At 63.5% G+C, this 16,149-nt stretch carries 19 protein-coding genes; 9 read left to right on the top strand and 10 right to left on the bottom strand.

The window, feature by feature from the left end; all coding sequences use genetic code 11:
• Positions 1-144 precede the first annotated feature (144 nt).
• Together BDK88_RS06775 and BDK88_RS06770 are read left to right on the top strand one after the other, a co-directional pair.
• Positions 145-1,548, top strand: a complete 1,404-nt coding sequence (locus BDK88_RS06775; protein ID WP_130499718.1) for a geranylgeranyl reductase family protein — start codon at positions 145-147, stop codon at positions 1,546-1,548.
• A gap of 362 nt (positions 1,549-1,910) precedes the next feature.
• Positions 1,911-2,690, top strand: coding sequence for a DUF4397 domain-containing protein (locus BDK88_RS06770; protein WP_130499717.1), 780 nt, complete (start codon positions 1,911-1,913; stop codon positions 2,688-2,690).
• 33 nt (positions 2,691-2,723) lie between these two features.
• On the opposite strand, the gene BDK88_RS06765 is transcribed toward BDK88_RS06770, so the two are convergent.
• The 3 genes from BDK88_RS06765 to BDK88_RS06755 all read right to left on the bottom strand — a co-directional run bounded on the left by BDK88_RS06765 (position 2,724) and on the right by BDK88_RS06755 (position 6,022).
• A complete protein-coding gene (locus BDK88_RS06765; protein ID WP_242611613.1) occupies positions 2,724-4,211 on the bottom strand; it encodes a M48 family metallopeptidase in 1,488 nt (495 codons plus the stop codon).
• A gap of 129 nt (positions 4,212-4,340) precedes the next feature.
• On the bottom strand, positions 4,341-5,621 hold the full coding sequence (locus BDK88_RS06760) for an amidohydrolase (protein ID WP_130499716.1): 1,281 nt from the start codon (positions 5,619-5,621) through the stop codon (positions 4,341-4,343).
• 65 nt (positions 5,622-5,686) lie between these two features.
• A complete protein-coding gene (locus BDK88_RS06755; RefSeq protein WP_130499715.1) occupies positions 5,687-6,022 on the bottom strand; it encodes an uS10/mL48 family ribosomal protein in 336 nt (111 codons plus the stop codon).
• Positions 6,023-6,209: 187 nt separating this feature from the next.
• Here BDK88_RS06755 and BDK88_RS06750 point away from each other — a divergent pair, with 187 nt between their 5' ends.
• The 3 genes from BDK88_RS06750 (at position 6,210) to BDK88_RS06740 (ending at position 8,724) form a co-directional block, all read left to right on the top strand.
• Complete coding sequence (locus tag BDK88_RS06750) at positions 6,210-6,644, top strand: bis(5'-nucleosyl)-tetraphosphatase (RefSeq protein ID WP_008009207.1); 435 nt, start codon at positions 6,210-6,212, stop codon at positions 6,642-6,644.
• A 212-nt stretch (positions 6,645-6,856) separates the two neighbouring features.
• The gene (locus BDK88_RS06745; RefSeq protein ID WP_130499714.1) at positions 6,857-7,546 is read left to right on the top strand and encodes a DUF4013 domain-containing protein; all 690 of its coding nucleotides are present in this window, start codon (positions 6,857-6,859) and stop codon (positions 7,544-7,546) included.
• 125 nt (positions 7,547-7,671) lie between these two features.
• Complete coding sequence (locus BDK88_RS06740) at positions 7,672-8,724, top strand: DUF5787 family protein (protein WP_130499713.1); 1,053 nt, start codon at positions 7,672-7,674, stop codon at positions 8,722-8,724.
• Between the two features lie 33 nt (positions 8,725-8,757).
• Here the strand turns inward: BDK88_RS06740 and BDK88_RS06735 are convergent, their stop codons facing one another.
• Both BDK88_RS06735 and BDK88_RS06730 read right to left on the bottom strand, forming a co-directional pair.
• Positions 8,758-9,261 carry a DUF5797 family protein gene (locus BDK88_RS06735; RefSeq protein WP_130499712.1) on the bottom strand — a complete coding sequence of 168 codons (504 nt, stop codon included), beginning with the start codon at positions 9,259-9,261 and terminating at the stop codon, positions 8,758-8,760.
• Between the two features lie 54 nt (positions 9,262-9,315).
• Positions 9,316-10,605 (bottom strand): MFS transporter, encoded by a 1,290-nt coding sequence (locus tag BDK88_RS06730; RefSeq protein WP_130499711.1) that lies wholly within the window; start codon positions 10,603-10,605, stop codon positions 9,316-9,318.
• Between the two features lie 115 nt (positions 10,606-10,720).
• On the opposite strand from BDK88_RS06730, the gene BDK88_RS06725 reads away from it, so the two are divergent.
• Together BDK88_RS06725 and BDK88_RS06720 are read left to right on the top strand one after the other, a co-directional pair.
• Positions 10,721-10,975 (top strand): DUF5789 family protein, encoded by a 255-nt coding sequence (locus tag BDK88_RS06725; RefSeq protein WP_130499710.1) that lies wholly within the window; start codon positions 10,721-10,723, stop codon positions 10,973-10,975.
• A gap of 161 nt (positions 10,976-11,136) precedes the next feature.
• Complete coding sequence (locus tag BDK88_RS06720; protein WP_130499709.1) at positions 11,137-11,445, top strand: transcription factor S; 309 nt, start codon at positions 11,137-11,139, stop codon at positions 11,443-11,445.
• 318 nt (positions 11,446-11,763) lie between these two features.
• Here BDK88_RS06720 and BDK88_RS06715 read toward each other — a convergent pair whose 3' ends face one another.
• Complete coding sequence (locus tag BDK88_RS06715) at positions 11,764-12,492, bottom strand: methyltransferase domain-containing protein (RefSeq protein ID WP_130499815.1); 729 nt, start codon at positions 12,490-12,492, stop codon at positions 11,764-11,766.
• 38 nt (positions 12,493-12,530) lie between these two features.
• Complete coding sequence (locus tag BDK88_RS06710; protein WP_049911535.1) at positions 12,531-12,908, bottom strand: nascent polypeptide-associated complex protein; 378 nt, start codon at positions 12,906-12,908, stop codon at positions 12,531-12,533.
• Between the two features lie 137 nt (positions 12,909-13,045).
• On the opposite strand from BDK88_RS06710, the gene BDK88_RS06705 reads away from it, so the two are divergent.
• Positions 13,046-13,663, top strand: coding sequence for an HD domain-containing protein (locus tag BDK88_RS06705; protein ID WP_130499708.1), 618 nt, complete (start codon positions 13,046-13,048; stop codon positions 13,661-13,663).
• A gap of 25 nt (positions 13,664-13,688) precedes the next feature.
• Here BDK88_RS06705 and BDK88_RS06700 read toward each other — a convergent pair whose 3' ends face one another.
• Entirely contained in the window at positions 13,689-14,177 is a 489-nt protein-coding gene (locus BDK88_RS06700) for a PUA domain-containing protein (protein ID WP_130499707.1), read from the bottom strand.
• Positions 14,178-14,292: 115 nt separating this feature from the next.
• Here BDK88_RS06700 and BDK88_RS21095 point away from each other — a divergent pair, with 115 nt between their 5' ends.
• Positions 14,293-14,469 carry a hypothetical protein gene (locus BDK88_RS21095; protein ID WP_165396916.1) on the top strand — a complete coding sequence of 59 codons (177 nt, stop codon included), beginning with the start codon at positions 14,293-14,295 and terminating at the stop codon, positions 14,467-14,469.
• 25 nt (positions 14,470-14,494) lie between these two features.
• Here BDK88_RS21095 and BDK88_RS06695 read toward each other — a convergent pair whose 3' ends face one another.
• Both BDK88_RS06695 and BDK88_RS06690 read right to left on the bottom strand, forming a co-directional pair.
• The gene (locus tag BDK88_RS06695; protein ID WP_130499706.1) at positions 14,495-14,992 is read right to left on the bottom strand and encodes a LabA-like NYN domain-containing protein; all 498 of its coding nucleotides are present in this window, start codon (positions 14,990-14,992) and stop codon (positions 14,495-14,497) included.
• A 71-nt stretch (positions 14,993-15,063) separates the two neighbouring features.
• Positions 15,064-15,888, bottom strand: coding sequence for a M48 family metallopeptidase (locus tag BDK88_RS06690; protein ID WP_130499705.1), 825 nt, complete (start codon positions 15,886-15,888; stop codon positions 15,064-15,066).
• Positions 15,889-16,149: the final 261 nt, after the last annotated feature.

The raw sequence follows: 16,149 nt of genomic DNA, 5'->3' as shown, positions 1-16,149 counted from the left end.
GGCGGACCTCACTAAAACTCTTTATTTCACTCCAGCGGAGCGAACCGGCCGCTTCCAACACGCAGATTCGCCACCGAAGCAGCCCCAGATCGCGGCCAGCCGCTTGATAAAACGTTTTCTTACCGCGGCGTCCACAGTGTTGATATGAGTACGCAGGAGCAGTCGGCCGCCACGACGCCGAAGACGAAGTCGCCGGACGTGGTCGTCGTCGGTGCCGGAACGGCAGGGTGCTACGCCGCAGCGACCATCGCACGGGAAGGGTACGACGTTGTCATCCTCGAGCGAAAGCCCGAATCCGAAGCGGGCCACATCGCCTGCGGCGACGCGTTGAAGGGTGCCGACAGCTTCCCCGAGGCGATCCCGAAGTCGAAACTCGAGCCCGCCTTTACGAATACGGGCGTCGATCACGGTCGCTTCGAGATCCCACAGGAGGATACCGTCCTTGAGATTCCGATCCCCGGCGAACTGGCCGTCATCGACCGCTGGGAGTACGGCCGCCGGATCATCGACGGGGCCGGCGACGTCGGCGTCGACTTCCAGTATGACACCGTCGTCAAAAACGTCATTCAGGATGACGACGGTCGCGTCACCGGTGTCGAAGCGATCCGAAACGGCGAGCCGCTCACCTACGAGGCCGACATCGTCATCGACGCCGCGGGCTCGCTGTCCGTCCTCCAGGATCACGTCGACTTCTCGGCCTCCGCGTTCGATACGAACGTTAACTATACGCACTTCTGTTCTGCCTACCGCGAGATCGTCCACGTCGACGAGCCCGTCGAGTGGGACGACGCGCTCGTTTTCAAGCCGACCGAACGGGCCGCAGGCTATCTCTGGTACTTCCCCCGCACGGAGACAGAGATCAACGCCGGCCTGGGCTTCCAGATGACCGAAGAGCCGATGAAACTCGTCGACGACCTCAAACGCGACCTCGAGACCCGCCCCGAGTTCCGGAATGCCGAGGTCGAGGACAAACTCGGCGCAGCTCTCCCCACCAGACGGCCCTACGATTCGGCCGTCCATCCGGGCTACATGGCTATCGGTGACGCCGCCGGTCACGTCAACCCCACGACCGGCGGCGGGATCGCCGGGGCCGCCTACGGCGGCAAGTACGCCGGCGAGGCCGCGATCGAGGCGATCGAGACCGGCGACGTCAGCGAGAAGGCCCTCTGGGAATACAACGAGCGCGTCATGGACCACTTCGGCGCACGCTACGCCGCGCTGGACGTCTACAACATCCTCTCGACGGCCGTCGACGTCGACGACCTGATGGGACTGCTCGCCGCGATACCCGGCGAGAAACTCGCCGAGGCGCTGTACTCGGGGAGTACGAGTCTCGGCCCGAAACTCGCCATCGAAAGCCTGCTCAACAGCCGCGGCCACTGGGGGACGATCTGGACGCTCTTCCAGACCAAACGCCGGGCCGACGACCTACTCGAGCTCTACGAAGGGTATCCCCACCACCCCGCCGCACTCGAGCACTGGCAACAACGCCGTGACGACATCATGGAACAGGTCTACGAGACGACTGGAGCAGAGCCCAAATACTAGAACCGACCTTTTTTACCCGGGTCCTCGCGCGGCCATCGGCCGCGCTCGAACCCGGGCAAAAAATCTCGACCAAAAACACCGGAAGAGCTGCGCTCTTCCGACCCCTCGTTCACTGCGTTCACGAGGAAGGCCGCTCACTCACCCTTCGGGTTCGCTCGCGGTTTCTGAATGGGTAGCTACCTGCCCTCCCCCGAGTCAGCCGGCTCTCGCGTTGCTCGAGCCGTCCTCCCGGCCACTGGTCACTCGAGACGGCTACGTCAGAGTAATTTAGTATTACTGGTCGGTGAGTTATAAATTCCTGTGGAAATACCCCTACTCCGTTAGGGAATTTCGCTTTTCCGATGCATCAAGTACCAGGTTGCATGGCACAGAGCCACACACGAAGACGGGCACTGACACTGATCGGAACTGCGGGCGGGATCGCGCTCGCCGGCTGTATGGGTGGGAGTGACAACGGCGGCGAGATGGGCGGTAACGGGTCGGGAGAAGAGATGAGTGACGACGAGATGAACGAGAGCGGAAGCGACGAGACAATGGCGAACGTCCGCGTCGCGCACCTCTCGCCGGATGCGCCGAACGTCGACGTAGACGTCGACGGCGACACGATCCTCGAGGATGTGCCCTACCGGGACGTCAGCGACTACCTCGAGCTCGCGCCAGGAACCTACACGGTGATGATCACGGCTGCAGGTGACCCTGATACGGTCGTGTTCGAGGATGACCTCGAGATCACGGACGGGGCGTTCACCATTGCGGCGCTTGGCGAACTGAGCGAGACGAACCAGCCGTTTGCACCGACAGTTCTTGAAGACGACATCAGCGATCCGGGTGACAACGCACGCGTCCGCCTCGTGCATGCCTCGCCGGACGCACCCGCTGTCGATGTCACGGTTGGTGACGGCGAGACGGTCTTGTTCGACGACGTGGCCTTCGGCGAGGCGGCGACGACCGAAGTGCCAGGCGGCGACTACACACTCGAGGTCCGACCAGCGACTGAAACCAACGACGGCGACGTGGTCGCGACCTTCGACGTGGCACCCGAAGCCGGTAGCGTCTACACCGCCTTCGCGGTCGGCTACCTCGAGCCCAAATCGGCCCCCGCCGACGCGCCGTTCGATCTCGAGGTCGTGATGGACGCCTGATGAGGGTCGGTCGTGACCCGGTATCGAGACCGTTCAGTCACGCCCGTCGACGGCAGTTCTGAGCCGGTCGATCCGTGTTTCGGTGTCGGGGTGTGTCCCGAAGATTCCCCGAGCGATGACCCGCCGGGTCCGGTCGAAAAAGCGGTGCTCCTCCCACGGCGGCGGGACGATCGAGAACGCCGCGGTAGACCGGTGGTCGCGCAGATCCGTCGCAGGCCGCCGTTCGAGTTCGGCGTCGAGCGTCTCGAGCGCACTCGCGAGGGCGGCCGGATCGCCAGTGATCGCGACGGCACCGTCGTCAGCGACGTACTCCCGATAGCTCGAGACGAGGGCGACACACCACCGGCTCACCGCGTACGTGACGGCTGCAGGAATCGCGAGGACCGGATTCGCGACGTGGCGATCGACCGTTGCGCTCGCGTTCGCCGCGGGAAGGGCGAGAAAGGTCATCACGGCCGCATCCCGGTGTACGACGTGTGCGAGTTCGTGTGCGAGCACCGCTTCGAGTTCCCGGTCATCGAGGGTCTCGAGCAGCCCACGGGAGACCACGACCGTCGACGTCGCGGGTCGGTAGCCGACCGTGATGGCCCGCGGGGTGGCACTCGAGCCAATGCGAACCGTCGGCGTGGGAACGTCGGCCTGGGCCGCGAGCCGGCCGACCGTCGCCTGAAGGGTCGCCAGATCGTGGTCATCCGCCCTGGTCGTGGCCGTGGCTCGCGACTCGCGTCGCTCACCCCGCTCGAGATCGCGAAGCACTGCGCTCTCGCCGGCGTATTCGGACCGAATCGTGGTACCGATGTGTAGCCCGACGATACAGAGGCTGCCGACTGCCGCCAGTCCCGGGAGGTGATAGACCGTCGGAACGACCGTCGCGGCAGCGAAACAGAGACCGAGGACGACGACGCCTGCGAGCGTGACACCAAAATAGCCGGACGCCGGTCGATCCGTCAGCTCGCCGATCCCCTCGAGCACGCTGCGCATTTCGGTCGTGATCCCGACGGGCTCGTCGGCCGCCACGGTCGTGGGCTCATGCACCGAATACCCGGAGCGCTCCGTCTCGTCCGCGTTCGACCAGTCGACCGCCGCGTAGAGGAGCCAGCTAACGACGACAGCAGCGACGAGGACCCCACAGACGAGTATCGCCGCTCTGAGCGAACCCCCTAGGACCGAGACGAGCAGATACCCGGTCGCGACTATCGACGACAGCATCACCAGCAGATACGTTACTGCGGCGACTTCGATCGCCGTCTCCGTGGGAGCTGGTTCACTCTGGACCACGCGAACGGCACAGCCCGCCGCGAGTGCCAGCCCGCCATAGACGACGCCGGTGGGAACGACGGCGAGTGACGAACTCCCGAGTGCGAGCGTAAAAACGAGGTAAGGAAGGGATATCGCCACTCCAGACGCGAGACCGATCGACACGACCTCGATGGCGACGAGAAGTCCCATCGCGAGCACGAGGAACCCCACCGAGACCGCCATGCGCCCCCAGAGGGCGGCCCGCACGCGGGTTCTCTTCACGACCGGCTCACCTCGAGCAGTCGATGATGGCCCCGCCAGTGCGTGTCGACGGAGTCGTCGCCCCTTGATCGACCGACCATCGTGTCACGTGGTTCGGTTCGATGATGAAGACTGTTCGGATTGTCGATATCAGTTCGCCCGCCGGCTCAGCCGCTCGATCGTCCCGGCCAACACGTCGACGCCGTGACCGATGCTCGCCTCGTCGACGTCGAACGTGGCAGTGTGGTGGCCGCCGGGGTGATCAGTACCGACACCGACGTAGCAGGCGCTGCCGCCGCGTTCCTGGACCGCTCGCATCAGATAGGTCGCGTCCTCGCTGCCGCCGAGTTCGTCGCGCTCGAGGACGCGCTCGACGCCCGCCGTCTCGCCGGCCACGTCAGCCACGATCGAAACGAGTTCGTCGTCGCTGCTCGCGCTGGGTGCTTCGGCACCGGTCTCGATCGACACCTCGCAGTCGTGCATTTCGGCGGCACTCCGGAGTACCTGCTCGGCGCGGTGTTTCATATACTCCATCAGATCGGTCGTCTCGCCGCGCACTTCGGCGACGATGCGGGCCTCGTCAGGGATGACGTTGGCGGCGCTGCCACCCTCGACGACGCCCGCGTTGACCCGCGTCTTCCCATCGTTGTGCCGTGGGATGCCGTAGAGGTTCTGGACGGCCGTTGCCATCGCCTGCACGGCGTTACGGCCCTGTTCCGGATGGCCGCCAGCATGGGCCGATTCGCCCGTGAACTCGGCCTCGAGATGCGAAACCGCCAGAAAGCCATCGATCCCCGCGACGACCTCGCCGGTCGGGTGGTCGAGGCCAATGTGCATCGCGAGCAGGGAGTCGATGTCTCTGATATGCTCGCTTTCGGCCATCGACTTGCCACCGCCGACGACCTCCTCGGCGGGCTGGAAGAACACCTTCAGGGTGCCCGCAAAATCGCTGTCTGCAATTCGCTCGAGGACGCCGATTCCGATCGTCGCGTGGGCGTCGTGGCCGCAGGCGTGCATCGCGCCGTCGTGTTCGGAGCGAAAGTCGGCTGCGGCGGGCTTGTGGGACAGTTCCTCGGATTCGGGTCGTGGGAGGCCGTCGATGTCGACGCGCAGGCCGACGGTTGGCCCCTCGCCGCGTTCGATGACGGCGACGGCACCCGTGTAGCCGCCTTCGAGTCGCTCGAGCGTGGCAGTATCGACATCCGTCTCGTGGGCCTGCTCGTACCAGGGGGTCAGCTCCGCGTCGTCGGGCACTGCCAGCCGGTGGTCGCCCGCGATCGCCTCTGGTCCGACGTGGAGGGCATCGAGGTCGTCGCCGAGGCGCGACTCGAGTTCGTCGACGATCCGTGCAGTCGTATAGAATTCGCGCCAGGCAGGCTCGGGTCGCTGATGCAGGTCTCGCCGGAGGGTTACGAGGTCGTCCGCGGTCATGGTACACTCTCCGCGAGACTAATAAAAAGCTCTGGCGGCGACTCGTCACGACTCAAAAACTGTGATCAGTTCCCGCGGCCAGCGCCGTGGATCTGTTCGACTTCGGCCTCGATATGGACCGAATCGGGGAAGTTCTGCGATGCGATATTGCGTGCGAGATTGTCGTGACCGTGGATCTCGAGTTCACGAGTGAAGACGGTGTAGTCCCACGAGGAGAACCGCCGATCGTCGTCGGCGTGGAGTCGGCAGCGCTGGGGAACCGAGAGTCGCTCCGGCGGATGCGAGTGGGGGCCTTTGAGTGCTGCGCCCTTTCGCTCGGCGGTGGTTTTGATGTCCTCGACGATACCATCGAGTGCGGCGCGATCGCCGCTCTGGAGCGTCAGACGGGTGACGAAGGTCATGGCTGGTGCTGTCGAATAGATCGACGGTGGGCGCGTAAAAAGTTGCTGAGATCGGTCGATACTGATCAGGCCCGGTGAACGACTGCGGTCGATCGGCCGGTGATGGCGTGAAAATCACGCCCACAATCAGCATACGCTGGACGAACAGTCCGATATTCTCTTAACGTCGCATCTGTTAGCCTACTTAATGGCAGTCGAAGCTACGAGCGCAGGCGCGATCCTCTTCCGCGATACGCGGGGCCGGCGCGAGTATCTTCTACTCAAGAGCCGCCCAGGCGATTGGGAGTTTCCCAAGGGCGGTGTCGAAGGAGATGAAGAGCTACAGCAGACGGCGATCCGCGAAGTAAAGGAAGAGGCAGGTATCGAACAGTTCCGGCTCCTCGACGGCTTTCGCAAGGACTACGACTACGTCTTCGAGGCGAACGGCAAGACGATTCACAAGACCGTTCACCTCTTTATTGCGAAATCGTTCGAGGCCAGCGCGGAACTCTCAAACGAACACCGCGACCTCCAGTGGCGCGACTACGAACAGGCGATCAACACCGTCACGCAGGACGGACCACGAGAGATCTTGGAGGACGCCCACGAGTTCTTAGACGAACTCGAGGACGAGGAAGAGTAGGGTGACGACGGCTCATACCGCGACGCCGACATCGGACAAGTTGGTGTCCTGATCGTCGCTGTCGTCCGCAGTTGCAACCTCATTGGACCACCGATAGTAGCGCTGCTGATTAGCCACGTCACTACTCAGCACGGAACTCGCTACCGCTCCGTACTCTCCTCTCATCGAAAGTGTTTCTTATCGCCAATGAGTCCACTGGTTGTGAACGAGACATGTTAGAAGATGGACTCTCATATCCGGTTCGGGGCGACTGGGTCGGACGGATATTGATCGGTGGCGGACTCGTACTCCTCTCAGTGTTGCTGTTTCCTGCGATTCTCTTGACCGGCTACTGGATCCAGGTGCTCGAGAAGACGGTTGCCGGCGACGAGAACCCACCGAAGTTCACTGAGTGGGGCGACCTCTTCGTGAAGGGCCTGGCCGGGACGGTCATCGGACTGGCGTATGCGATCGTGCCGACGACCATCTATTCGGTGGTCGTATTCGGCTTGATCGGCGTTGGGTTAGGGCTTGGCGGTGATGGTGGTGGACTGATCGCCGGTATCGGGTTCATGACAGTCTTTGCAAGCATTCCACTGATGCTGATCATCTACTACATCGTTCCCGCGGGGCTGACCAACTATGCTCGCGAAGGGTCGATCAGCGCAGCGTTCGACATGAGCGCGATCAAGCCCGTCCTGCTGAGCACCGACTATCTGTTGGCGGCGCTCTTTCCGATGGCCGTGGCCGTCGTGCTCATGATCGTCAACTCTACTCTGGTATTTACCGTCGTCGGCGCGTTACTCGTGCCGTTCATTGGGTTCTATGCGAACGTCGCGATTTTCCGCATGTTCGGCCATGCGTTCGCGACAGCCACCACGAGCGGAACGTCGCGGTCGACTTCGACACCCACCACGTTCTGAGGCCGGATCGACTTCGGTCGAATGCCGCTTTCGGTTTCGTTGGTGGCTCGATCCCGACAGCGACGCGTCGAAGCCGAAATGAACACACCGTAGTACACATGTCGGTCCCGACCCTATCGTGAACAGTGCAGCGCGACCCCGGACACGAATTCGGATTCGAGTTACGGGCCTGCCGATGGGCCGAACTGGCGTGGCCGCCAGCAACCGCTGCCGGCGACGACACCGCGACCGTCGTTGCCCGTCAGCTCGGCACCAAGCGCCGCCGCTGGGACACCATCGTTCTCGAGTGCGATCCAGATGCCCTCCGTCGCCGCGCCCGATTCGGTCCCGACCGACTCGACAGCGATCTCCTCCACATCGTCCGAAACGCCCCCACCGAGTGGACCTATTACCGCGACGCGCTCCCCCATCCCGGCTACCCGTGGCGGTACGTCCGCGAGGCGATCCACCGCGCCGACGACCGCGGGATTATAGAGACGCGAAAGTCGGGCAACCGTATCGAGATCCGCCGCAAGTGGGTCTATCCCGACTGGCTCGAGCGGATCGTCGCGATCGAGAACAAACCGGCCCTCGATGCCAGCGCCGCCCGCGCGCTCGGCTCACAACTCGAGTACGACGTCACCATGGGGCTGGCCGACGAGGTCTGGGTCGCGACCCGACAGACGGACAAGACCGTCGAACCCGCACTCTTCGAGGATCTGCCGGTCGAAGCGGGCATTCTTACGCTCGAGCCCGAGAGCCTGACCGCCGACGTCGCCTGGTATCCCCGAACGCTGGCGGTCGACGAACCGGGAACGAGAATTCTCGAGCGCCCCGACGGCAGCGCTCGCGACGCATCGGCGGCCCGGTTCGAGTACGTCGATTCCGAGACGAAAGCCGACACACGGCTCGCGATCGCCGAACGCGCCTACGAACGCGGCTGGCGCTCCTTCGTCGAGACGATGCGTCCCGACTGCCGGCACTTCCAGTTGTGCGCTCGAGACGGCCAGCAGGCGCTGTCCTACTGTGCTGCCACCGGTCGGTGCCAGACGGCAAGGGAATGTGCCGGCTCTTGTCCTCACTTTGAACCCGAGCCGCCGGTCTGGCGCACTCGTGGCTGGCCGATCGAAGGAGGTCCTGGGAAACGGCTCCAACAACTGCTCGCCGAGCGTCGCCGTCGTCGACGGCCGGATCTGTAACGCAGCCGGCAGCCACAATCGGAGGTGACGAACTTACTCGGCGACGGCGACCTCGAGGTCGTCGCGCTCGACGGCCAGCCGGAAGGTAGGAACAGTGCGGTACTCGACCTCGACGACGCCCTTGCGGCGCAGACTCTGGAGGCCCGAGCGGACGTCCTCGGCGTCGGGGTCGACGTCGTATTCGTCCCGAAGGTTGTGAAGCACCGAGACGACGCTCTCGGATCGCTCGCCGGGGGCAGCCAACACCGCGACGATCTGGGCTTGCAACTTGGGGACGCGGATTTTGGAGGGGATTCCGTCGGCGTCAGGATCGCTCTCGATGCCCGGTTCGACGTCGACCAGGTCAGCCGCTTCGGCGGTCGCCCGAATCAGGCTGTTGTCGTCCCGAAAGTAGTAGTCACCGAGTTCGTTCTCCAAGTACTGATGGACCTCGCTGCCACTGTCCATATCCCAGCGCTCCTGCAGCTCGGCGTTCTTCGTCGGCTGTAGCTCCACTACGTCCGCCAACCGGTCTGTGGCCTCCTCCGAGAGCGTCATCGTGAAAGCGTATGTGTATCCGCTACTTTTGCGTTGCGTCCCGTCGTGTTCCGATCACTCACTGCCGAAAACCGGCACTGGGGCCGTCGTCTCGAGCGTCTCCTCGACCTGAGTGTAGACCAGGATCGCCCCGAAGACGGCGAGAACGGACCCGAAGACGAACGGCACTCTGAAGCCGAACCCGACTAGCGCACCCGACGAGAGCGGGCCAGCAGCGATCCCGTAGCCGAAGGCCATCGTGAGCACTGAGAGCTTCGACCCCGATTCCCCTTTCCCGGCGAGATCGCCCGCCAGCGCCAGCGACGGGGCAAAGACCATCGCGGCCGCAACACCCTGAAACAGCCGCGCAACGAACATGAGCATCGACGAGAGAATGAATCCCTGAACGAGCGTCGTCGGGATCAACAACACCATCCCACCGACGATAAAGGGCCGGCGGCCGTACCGATCGCAGGCTCGCCCGATCGGCGTCTGGAGGGCGACCTGCGCGAGGATAAACGCCGCAAACTGCAGGCCGAACCAGGTCGCACCCTGCTCGAGCCGAGCGTTGACCTCGGGTTGAATGGTCGCAAAGAGCGCGATCCCCGTGGCCATGAAAAACGACGCAAGGCCGAGTGTGAAGATCGGATCGAGCAGGTTCGGCCCCGTCCGATCGCGGATCGGGATCGAGAGGTCCGCACCCGCGTTCGCCGCCGTCGACTTGGGATCGGAGACAAGCACCGTCACCAGCACGTAGCTGATCGTCGCCGTGACCGTGGCGATGTAGAAGGCAGCGTCGAACCCATTGACCGTCACTCCACCGGGAAGCGTGTACGGGCCGAGATTGACGACGGCACCGGCGACCGCAGGGCCGGCACCAAAGCCGACCAACCGGAAGGTGTTGTAGACACCCATGTTCCCGCCGCGGTCGCCACTCGAGGCGAGTTCGTTGACAAGCGCCACCGACGCGGGAATGATGAAAGCGACGCTGACCCCCTGCAGCCCGCGGATGACTAACAGGGAGACGTACGTCTCCGCGAAAACGTAGGCGATGTTCGTCAGCGCAAGCCCGGCAAGGCCGACCAAAATAAAGGGCTTGCGCCGGCCAAACCGGTCCGACAGTCGGCCTGTAACCGGCTGAAAACTACTGTTGAGAAAGCCGAACAACGAGAGGATCAGCCCGATTATCAGCGACTCCCCGAGGCCGAAGGCCGTCCCGCCGACGATGCCGCTCGTGACATACAGCGGAATAACGATGATCAGAAACGAGTTGCCGATCCCGTCTGCCATCCGGGCACCCGCCAGCGCGAGCACCCGTCGATCCACGGCAAACGGCGCAATAACCCGCTCGAGGACACTCCGCATGGATCATAGCTGTGTGGCCCCACCCGATTACAGTTTCGACGAATCGGCGCGGTCCCGGTGACAGTACGGACAATCGTCGCAGAAGTACATGCTACCGGACGGCGTCTCGTTACCCATGCCAGCAGTCAAACTCAGCCGCATCGAGACCACCCTCGCGGACCTCGAGTACCCGATCACGACCGACCGCGCGGCCGCCGCCCTCGAGGATACCACGCTCCTCCTGGCCGACGGCGAGCGAAACCTGGGAGCGCTCATCGAACGCAGTGGGAGCGACCGCTTCGAGTCAGTCGAGGACCTCTGGACGGAACTCAACAACGTCCTCCCGCGGGAAGCCGTCGGAGAGCCGTATCAGTCGGAAGGCGACGCCTGATACGGGCTGCTGTCAGGCAGTGCCGGTACAATGGCGACCCGTCCGACGCTTGCACCGGTAAACCGGGACAGCAGACCGTATGAAGGCCTTCCGAAGCGAGAGGGCGCACAGCGACCTAAACGGGTGCCTTAAGTCGCTCGACGCCCGTAGCCCGGACAACGATGGAATTCTGCGACGAATGCGGTTCGATGATGAAAGCCGACGACGGCATCTGGAAATGCAACAGCTGTGGCTTTACCAAGCCGAAAGGTGACGCCGCCCAGTACACGCTCACCGAAGACCAGGAAGCCACCGAGATCATCGAATCCTCCGAGGAGACCTCGCTGCCCGAAACCGACGCCATCTGCCCCGAATGTGGCAACGACCGTGCCTACTGGTACATGCAACAGATCCGCTCGGCCGACGAGTCCGAGACGCGCTTCTTTATCTGTACCGAATGCGAGCACAAGTGGCGCGAGGACGACAACTAACGAAATTTTGCGCTGCGGTCTGTCGCGCTGACGGCAGTTGAACTGCCGCACAGCGCGACGTGCCTCGGCAAAATTTCGATTAAAAGCACTCCTCCCTCCCCGATGGGTCGGTCGTCGGCCCGCTCGCTTCCGATGGTCGCTCGCGGCGAACGGCTGTAAAGCGCCTGCCCTTCCCCGAGTCGCGGGCTCCGCGCGTTACTTGGAGCCCGCTCCCGGCCACCGCTCAGTGATTCTGCTACTGAAACGGTACCGCGATCGGTTGGTGGAAATCCCAGTACGGACCAGAACTCGAGCGAAGAGAAACCGCGAGAGACTACGTTACTCGTTGCGCGCGATCGTCAGGTAGCCGGTGTGGCCGACGGGTGCGGTCGACGGCCGCGAGCCACGGTCGTCGAACTGCATCTCGCGTTGGATCGTCTCACGCGTGGTCACGTCCGCGAGCCCGACCTCGTGGGCTGTCTCGACGACGTCACGAGTCGACTCGATGAACGGACTGTAGACCGCGACGAAGCCGCCGTCAACGAGCAGCTCGGGTGCGTGTTCGACCATCGTCGCCGCATCGCCCGTATCGAGCGTCATAACGTCGAACGACGCGGGCTCGAGGTCCTCAAGCTGCTCAGTTACATCGCCGGTTCGGACATCGACAGCATCGGAAACGCCACCCAGCGACATGTTCTCGCGGGCGACATCAGCGAAGTCGGCATCTCGCTCGTAGGTCACCACCGATGCGCCGGCGCGAGCCATCATCGCCGCGAGCACGCCCGTGCCGGTGCCGGCGTCGAGGACCCGGTCGCCGCCTGCGATCCCCGTCTCGCCGATCACCAGCCCGATGTCGCGGGGGACCATCGGCGCACCGGTCCGCTCGAAGTGATGGAAGAGATCCGGGCCGCGCAGTCGACGCACCTGGAACTCGTCGCCCAGATGCGTCTCGACAATGTCGCCCGACTCGACGTCGTCGGGAACCTCGAGCACGCCGAGGTCGGTCCCCATCTCGTCGCCGGGTTCGACGAGAAACTCGCGGTCGCCGCGGACGAGCAAGACCGGCATGCGGTCGCTCTCAGCGTCGCTGGCACCGCTCACGCGAGTCACTCGAGGGACTCGACCGCTGCGGCGAGATCGCCGTCGGTCGCTTCGAGGGCCTCGCGGGCCTCGTCCTCGCTGACATCGGCTCGCATCGCAACGAGTTCGACGTCGTCGTCGGGGATCGACGAGCCAGCGTCGTCGTCAGCCCCAGTGCCACCGGCAGAGCCGGCTTCGACTTTCTCGGGCGAGCCGATGACCTGATAGGTCTCCTGCCCGCGGGCGTCCATCTTGGTGACTTCGGCGTCGCTGAACACGAGGTCGTGCTCTGCAGTGCGGATGATGACCTCTTCGGCGTCGATGTCCTCGACGTCGATTCCCATCTGTTTCATCATCTGTTCCATTTTGCGCGGATTGAGTCCGCCGCCTCCTCCTCCAAACATACTCGCCACGTCGCCGTGAGCGACCTTTTACTTTGTCGTTCGAGGATCGCTGCCCGGGTCGCCGAACCGATCCATCGGGCTCGAAACGGGGTCGGTGACCGACGGGTTCAACCGGCGCTAGTGCGTGCCATCTGGCCATGGCCGACGAATTCGACGCCCTGCTCGAGGCGCTCGAACTGAAAGACGAGTCGCGAACAGGGTGGGTCCTCCGCAGGATCGACACGCCGGAATCGGTGGCTGCACACACGTGGGGGATGGCGACGCTATGCCTGCTCTATGCAGAGCAGGCTGGCGACGCCGTCGACCGTGATCGGGCGGTCTCGATGGCACTGGTCCACGATCTCGCGGAAGCGCGCACGGGAGATATCGCGACTCGCGCGGATGACGAGCACCAGCGGGTATCAGACGAGGAGAAAACGGCCCGCGAGCGGGCGGCGATCGCTGAGCTGCTCGAGCCGTTCGACACCGATGGCGAGTTTCGCTCGCTCTGGGAAGAGTACGAGACTCGCGAGACGCCGACCGCACAGTTCGTCAAGGACATGGATCTGATCGACAACTGCCTGCAGGCACTCAAGTACGAACGCGAAAACCGATACGACGACGCCGAGGAGAACGCCGCCTTCTCGCAGTACGAGAACTTAGACGAGTTCTTCGCCACGGCCGCACCGCGACTCCACACTGAGATTGGTGAGACGCTGTTCGCGGAAACCAAGACACGATACGAACGGGAGATCGGAAGAGAGTGCCAATTGTAGCCGGCTGTGGTCGCCGCCCGTCTGATTACGACTCAGCAGGCGCGCCTTCGCGCACGTTCACTGCCATTCCCGTCTCGAAGTCCCGGATCGCCCCGGCATCGAGTTGTGCCGTGCCGACCGCGAGCAACTCGCCGCGTTCGTGGACGACCAGCACCTCGTCACCCGGCCGGATCTCGTCGCCGGCCTTGAGAACGAACTTCGTGAAGACGTTCTTCTCGTCGCGGACGAACGGCTCACTTTCGTCGTCGACGACGACGCGATAGGCGGGGTATGGGAGGGCGGCGTCGAGCCGGCGACCGCCCTCGAGACCCAGCGTAAACCGGCCGTCGGTGCCAAAGGAGACGATCCGTCCCGACTCGGCGTGAACCTGCTGTGGCCGTCCCGACGTGGTGCGTTTGATCGTCAGCGATTCGTCGGGCGGGAACAGCGCCGCGCCCGCACCTGCACCGAACTGATAGTCAGCGATGGTCCGAAGCTGGGAGAGGCCGGCACTCCCGTCTGCTGGCTCGCTCATTACCCGACGGTTGGTCTGCCGGATCGAAAGCCCTTCGACCTGCCGGCGTGGTGAGCGTGGCCCGATAGATGAAAGTGATACTTATAAGGGTTCGCTCGAGTGCTCTCGGCAGGACATGGACGTTACGCAAATCGGCCTCGGAGCCACCCTACTCGTCATCGGGACTCTGACGCTGATCGGGCCCGCCACGCTCGCTACCGGACCGCTTACGTATCTCGTGACCGGGTCGACGTTGTTCGTGACGGTCGCTGCGCTGTTGTTCGGACTGTGGCAACGCCAGCAGCCGACGTAGTCCTGCCTCGAGTGGGGCAGACGCGTTAGAGCAAGAAGGTCTCGTGGCGCTCTTCTAAGTCGAGGAACGAATCGGCCGCATCGATGAGTTCCTCGGCTGTCGAGGACTCGAAAGCCATCACTTCGACGCGGACGCCCTCGTGGCGTAGGTGCGAGCAGAGCCGCGAGAAGTCGCCGTCGCCCGTACAGAGGACCATCGTGTCGACGTGGTTGGCCAGCGTCACCGCGTCAAGGCTCATGCCGACGTCCCAGTCGGCCTTCTTGGTGCCGTCGGCGAACGTCTTGATGTCCTTGATCTTTGGTTCGAAGCCGATGTCGATCAGCGCCTCGAAGAAACTCTCCTCCTCGGGGGCCTCGGCGCGGATAACGTAGGCGATCGCGCGCGTGAGCTGGCGGTCCTGCACGGCTTTCTCGAGCAAGGCCGAGTAGTCGATATTACGGCTGTGGAGACTCTGTGCGGTATGATAGAGGTTCTGGGCGTCGACGAGCACGGCGACGCGCTGCCCGGGATGAATTTCCGTCACGTATCTGCATATCGCGCGCCAGTGTAAAAAGTCGCGTCGGTCGCTCGTGACCGGCGACGACGGCACTCCAGTTAGCGGCGGAGTTTCTCGATGCGTTTTTCGGTCGGCGGGTGGGTCGCGAACACCTTCTGGAGGAGCGAGCGATCGGCGTTGAAGATACACAGCGCGCTCACGCTGTCGTCGAGCTGTGACTCACGACCCTGCGATCCCTTCGAGATCTTCTCTAAGGCGCGAGCGAGCGGGTCGCCGCTGCCGATATACTGGCGGGCGTCGTCGTCGGCGACGTACTCGCGATAGCGCGAGATGGCCAGCACGAAGACCATCACGAGCATCTGGGCGAGGTTCGAGATGAGCATCCCGACGAAGATGCTGCCGATGTTGCGATCGTCGCCCATCATGTAGACCATGTAGGCGACCCAGCCGACCATCATCCCGACCGACTGACCGAGCACCATCGTGATGACGTCACGGTTCTTGATGTGGGCGAGTTCGTGGGCGATCACACCCTCGAGTTCGTCGCGCTGGAGCAGCCGGATGAGTTCTGTCGAGACAACGACGACGCCGTTGCCCTTTCGACCGGTCGCGAAGGCGTTGGGGACGCCCATCTCCATGACCATCAGCGTCGGCTTGTCGATGCCCATGTCCTGGGACAGCGACTCGGTCATCCGATGGATGTCCTGATACTGACCGTCTTCGGGCATCTCTTGGGCCCGTCTGGTTGCCGACCACGTCCCGATCTTGTACTGGATGGCCGGCAAGACGAGCAGGCCGAGTGCGACCAGCGGCCACATACTGAGGCCGAACATCGCCAGGCCGAAGGCACCGACCAGCATATAGAATGCAAACAGGATCGATCCAACGATCGCCATTCGCACTTTCAATCCAAAGTCCGTCATAGCAACCAGTACGTAGTGAGGCGGGATAAATTACGTGAAGACGGTCGTCACTCCCTAACACGGTTCAATCAGCTGTCGAGCAAAGACAGAAAAAATAAGGCAGATTAGCGCAACGGAACGGATATGCGCCACGTCGCTCATCCGACCGTCAGTCCCGTCGTGAGCGACGTCCCTCCTCGTTCTAAACGTAAACGTGCGTGAATGTGCTCGCGGCGGGCGTGGCATCCCCGTCCCGGGTACGATTCGACCGCGCACGACCGA

It is taken from the genome of Natrinema hispanicum (assembly GCF_004217335.1).
GTDB classification, from domain to species: domain Archaea; phylum Halobacteriota; class Halobacteria; order Halobacteriales; family Natrialbaceae; genus Natrinema; species Natrinema hispanicum.
This window is presented reverse-complemented; position numbering and strand designations above follow the sequence as displayed.

Coding starts and splice junctions, on each gene's coding strand:
- BDK88_RS06775 (WP_130499718.1), top strand. CDS start 145: ATGAGTACGCAGGAGCAGTCGGCCGCCACGACGCCGAAGACGAAGTCG.
- BDK88_RS06770 (WP_130499717.1), top strand. CDS start 1,911: ATGGCACAGAGCCACACACGAAGACGGGCACTGACACTGATCGGAACT.
- BDK88_RS06760 (WP_130499716.1), bottom strand. CDS start 5,621: ATGACCGCGGACGACCTCGTAACCCTCCGGCGAGACCTGCATCAGCGA.
- BDK88_RS06755 (WP_130499715.1), bottom strand. CDS start 6,022: ATGACCTTCGTCACCCGTCTGACGCTCCAGAGCGGCGATCGCGCCGCA.
- BDK88_RS06750 (WP_008009207.1), top strand. CDS start 6,210: ATGGCAGTCGAAGCTACGAGCGCAGGCGCGATCCTCTTCCGCGATACG.
- BDK88_RS06745 (WP_130499714.1), top strand. CDS start 6,857: ATGTTAGAAGATGGACTCTCATATCCGGTTCGGGGCGACTGGGTCGGA.
- BDK88_RS06735 (WP_130499712.1), bottom strand. CDS start 9,261: ATGACGCTCTCGGAGGAGGCCACAGACCGGTTGGCGGACGTAGTGGAG.
- BDK88_RS06730 (WP_130499711.1), bottom strand. CDS start 10,605: ATGCGGAGTGTCCTCGAGCGGGTTATTGCGCCGTTTGCCGTGGATCGA.
- BDK88_RS06725 (WP_130499710.1), top strand. CDS start 10,721: ATGCCAGCAGTCAAACTCAGCCGCATCGAGACCACCCTCGCGGACCTC.
- BDK88_RS06720 (WP_130499709.1), top strand. CDS start 11,137: ATGGAATTCTGCGACGAATGCGGTTCGATGATGAAAGCCGACGACGGC.
- BDK88_RS06715 (WP_130499815.1), bottom strand. CDS start 12,492: ATGCCGGTCTTGCTCGTCCGCGGCGACCGCGAGTTTCTCGTCGAACCC.
- BDK88_RS06710 (WP_049911535.1), bottom strand. CDS start 12,908: ATGTTTGGAGGAGGAGGCGGCGGACTCAATCCGCGCAAAATGGAACAG.
- BDK88_RS06705 (WP_130499708.1), top strand. CDS start 13,046: ATGGCCGACGAATTCGACGCCCTGCTCGAGGCGCTCGAACTGAAAGAC.
- BDK88_RS06700 (WP_130499707.1), bottom strand. CDS start 14,177: ATGAGCGAGCCAGCAGACGGGAGTGCCGGCCTCTCCCAGCTTCGGACC.
- BDK88_RS21095 (WP_165396916.1), top strand. CDS start 14,293: ATGGACGTTACGCAAATCGGCCTCGGAGCCACCCTACTCGTCATCGGG.
- BDK88_RS06690 (WP_130499705.1), bottom strand. CDS start 15,888: ATGACGGACTTTGGATTGAAAGTGCGAATGGCGATCGTTGGATCGATC.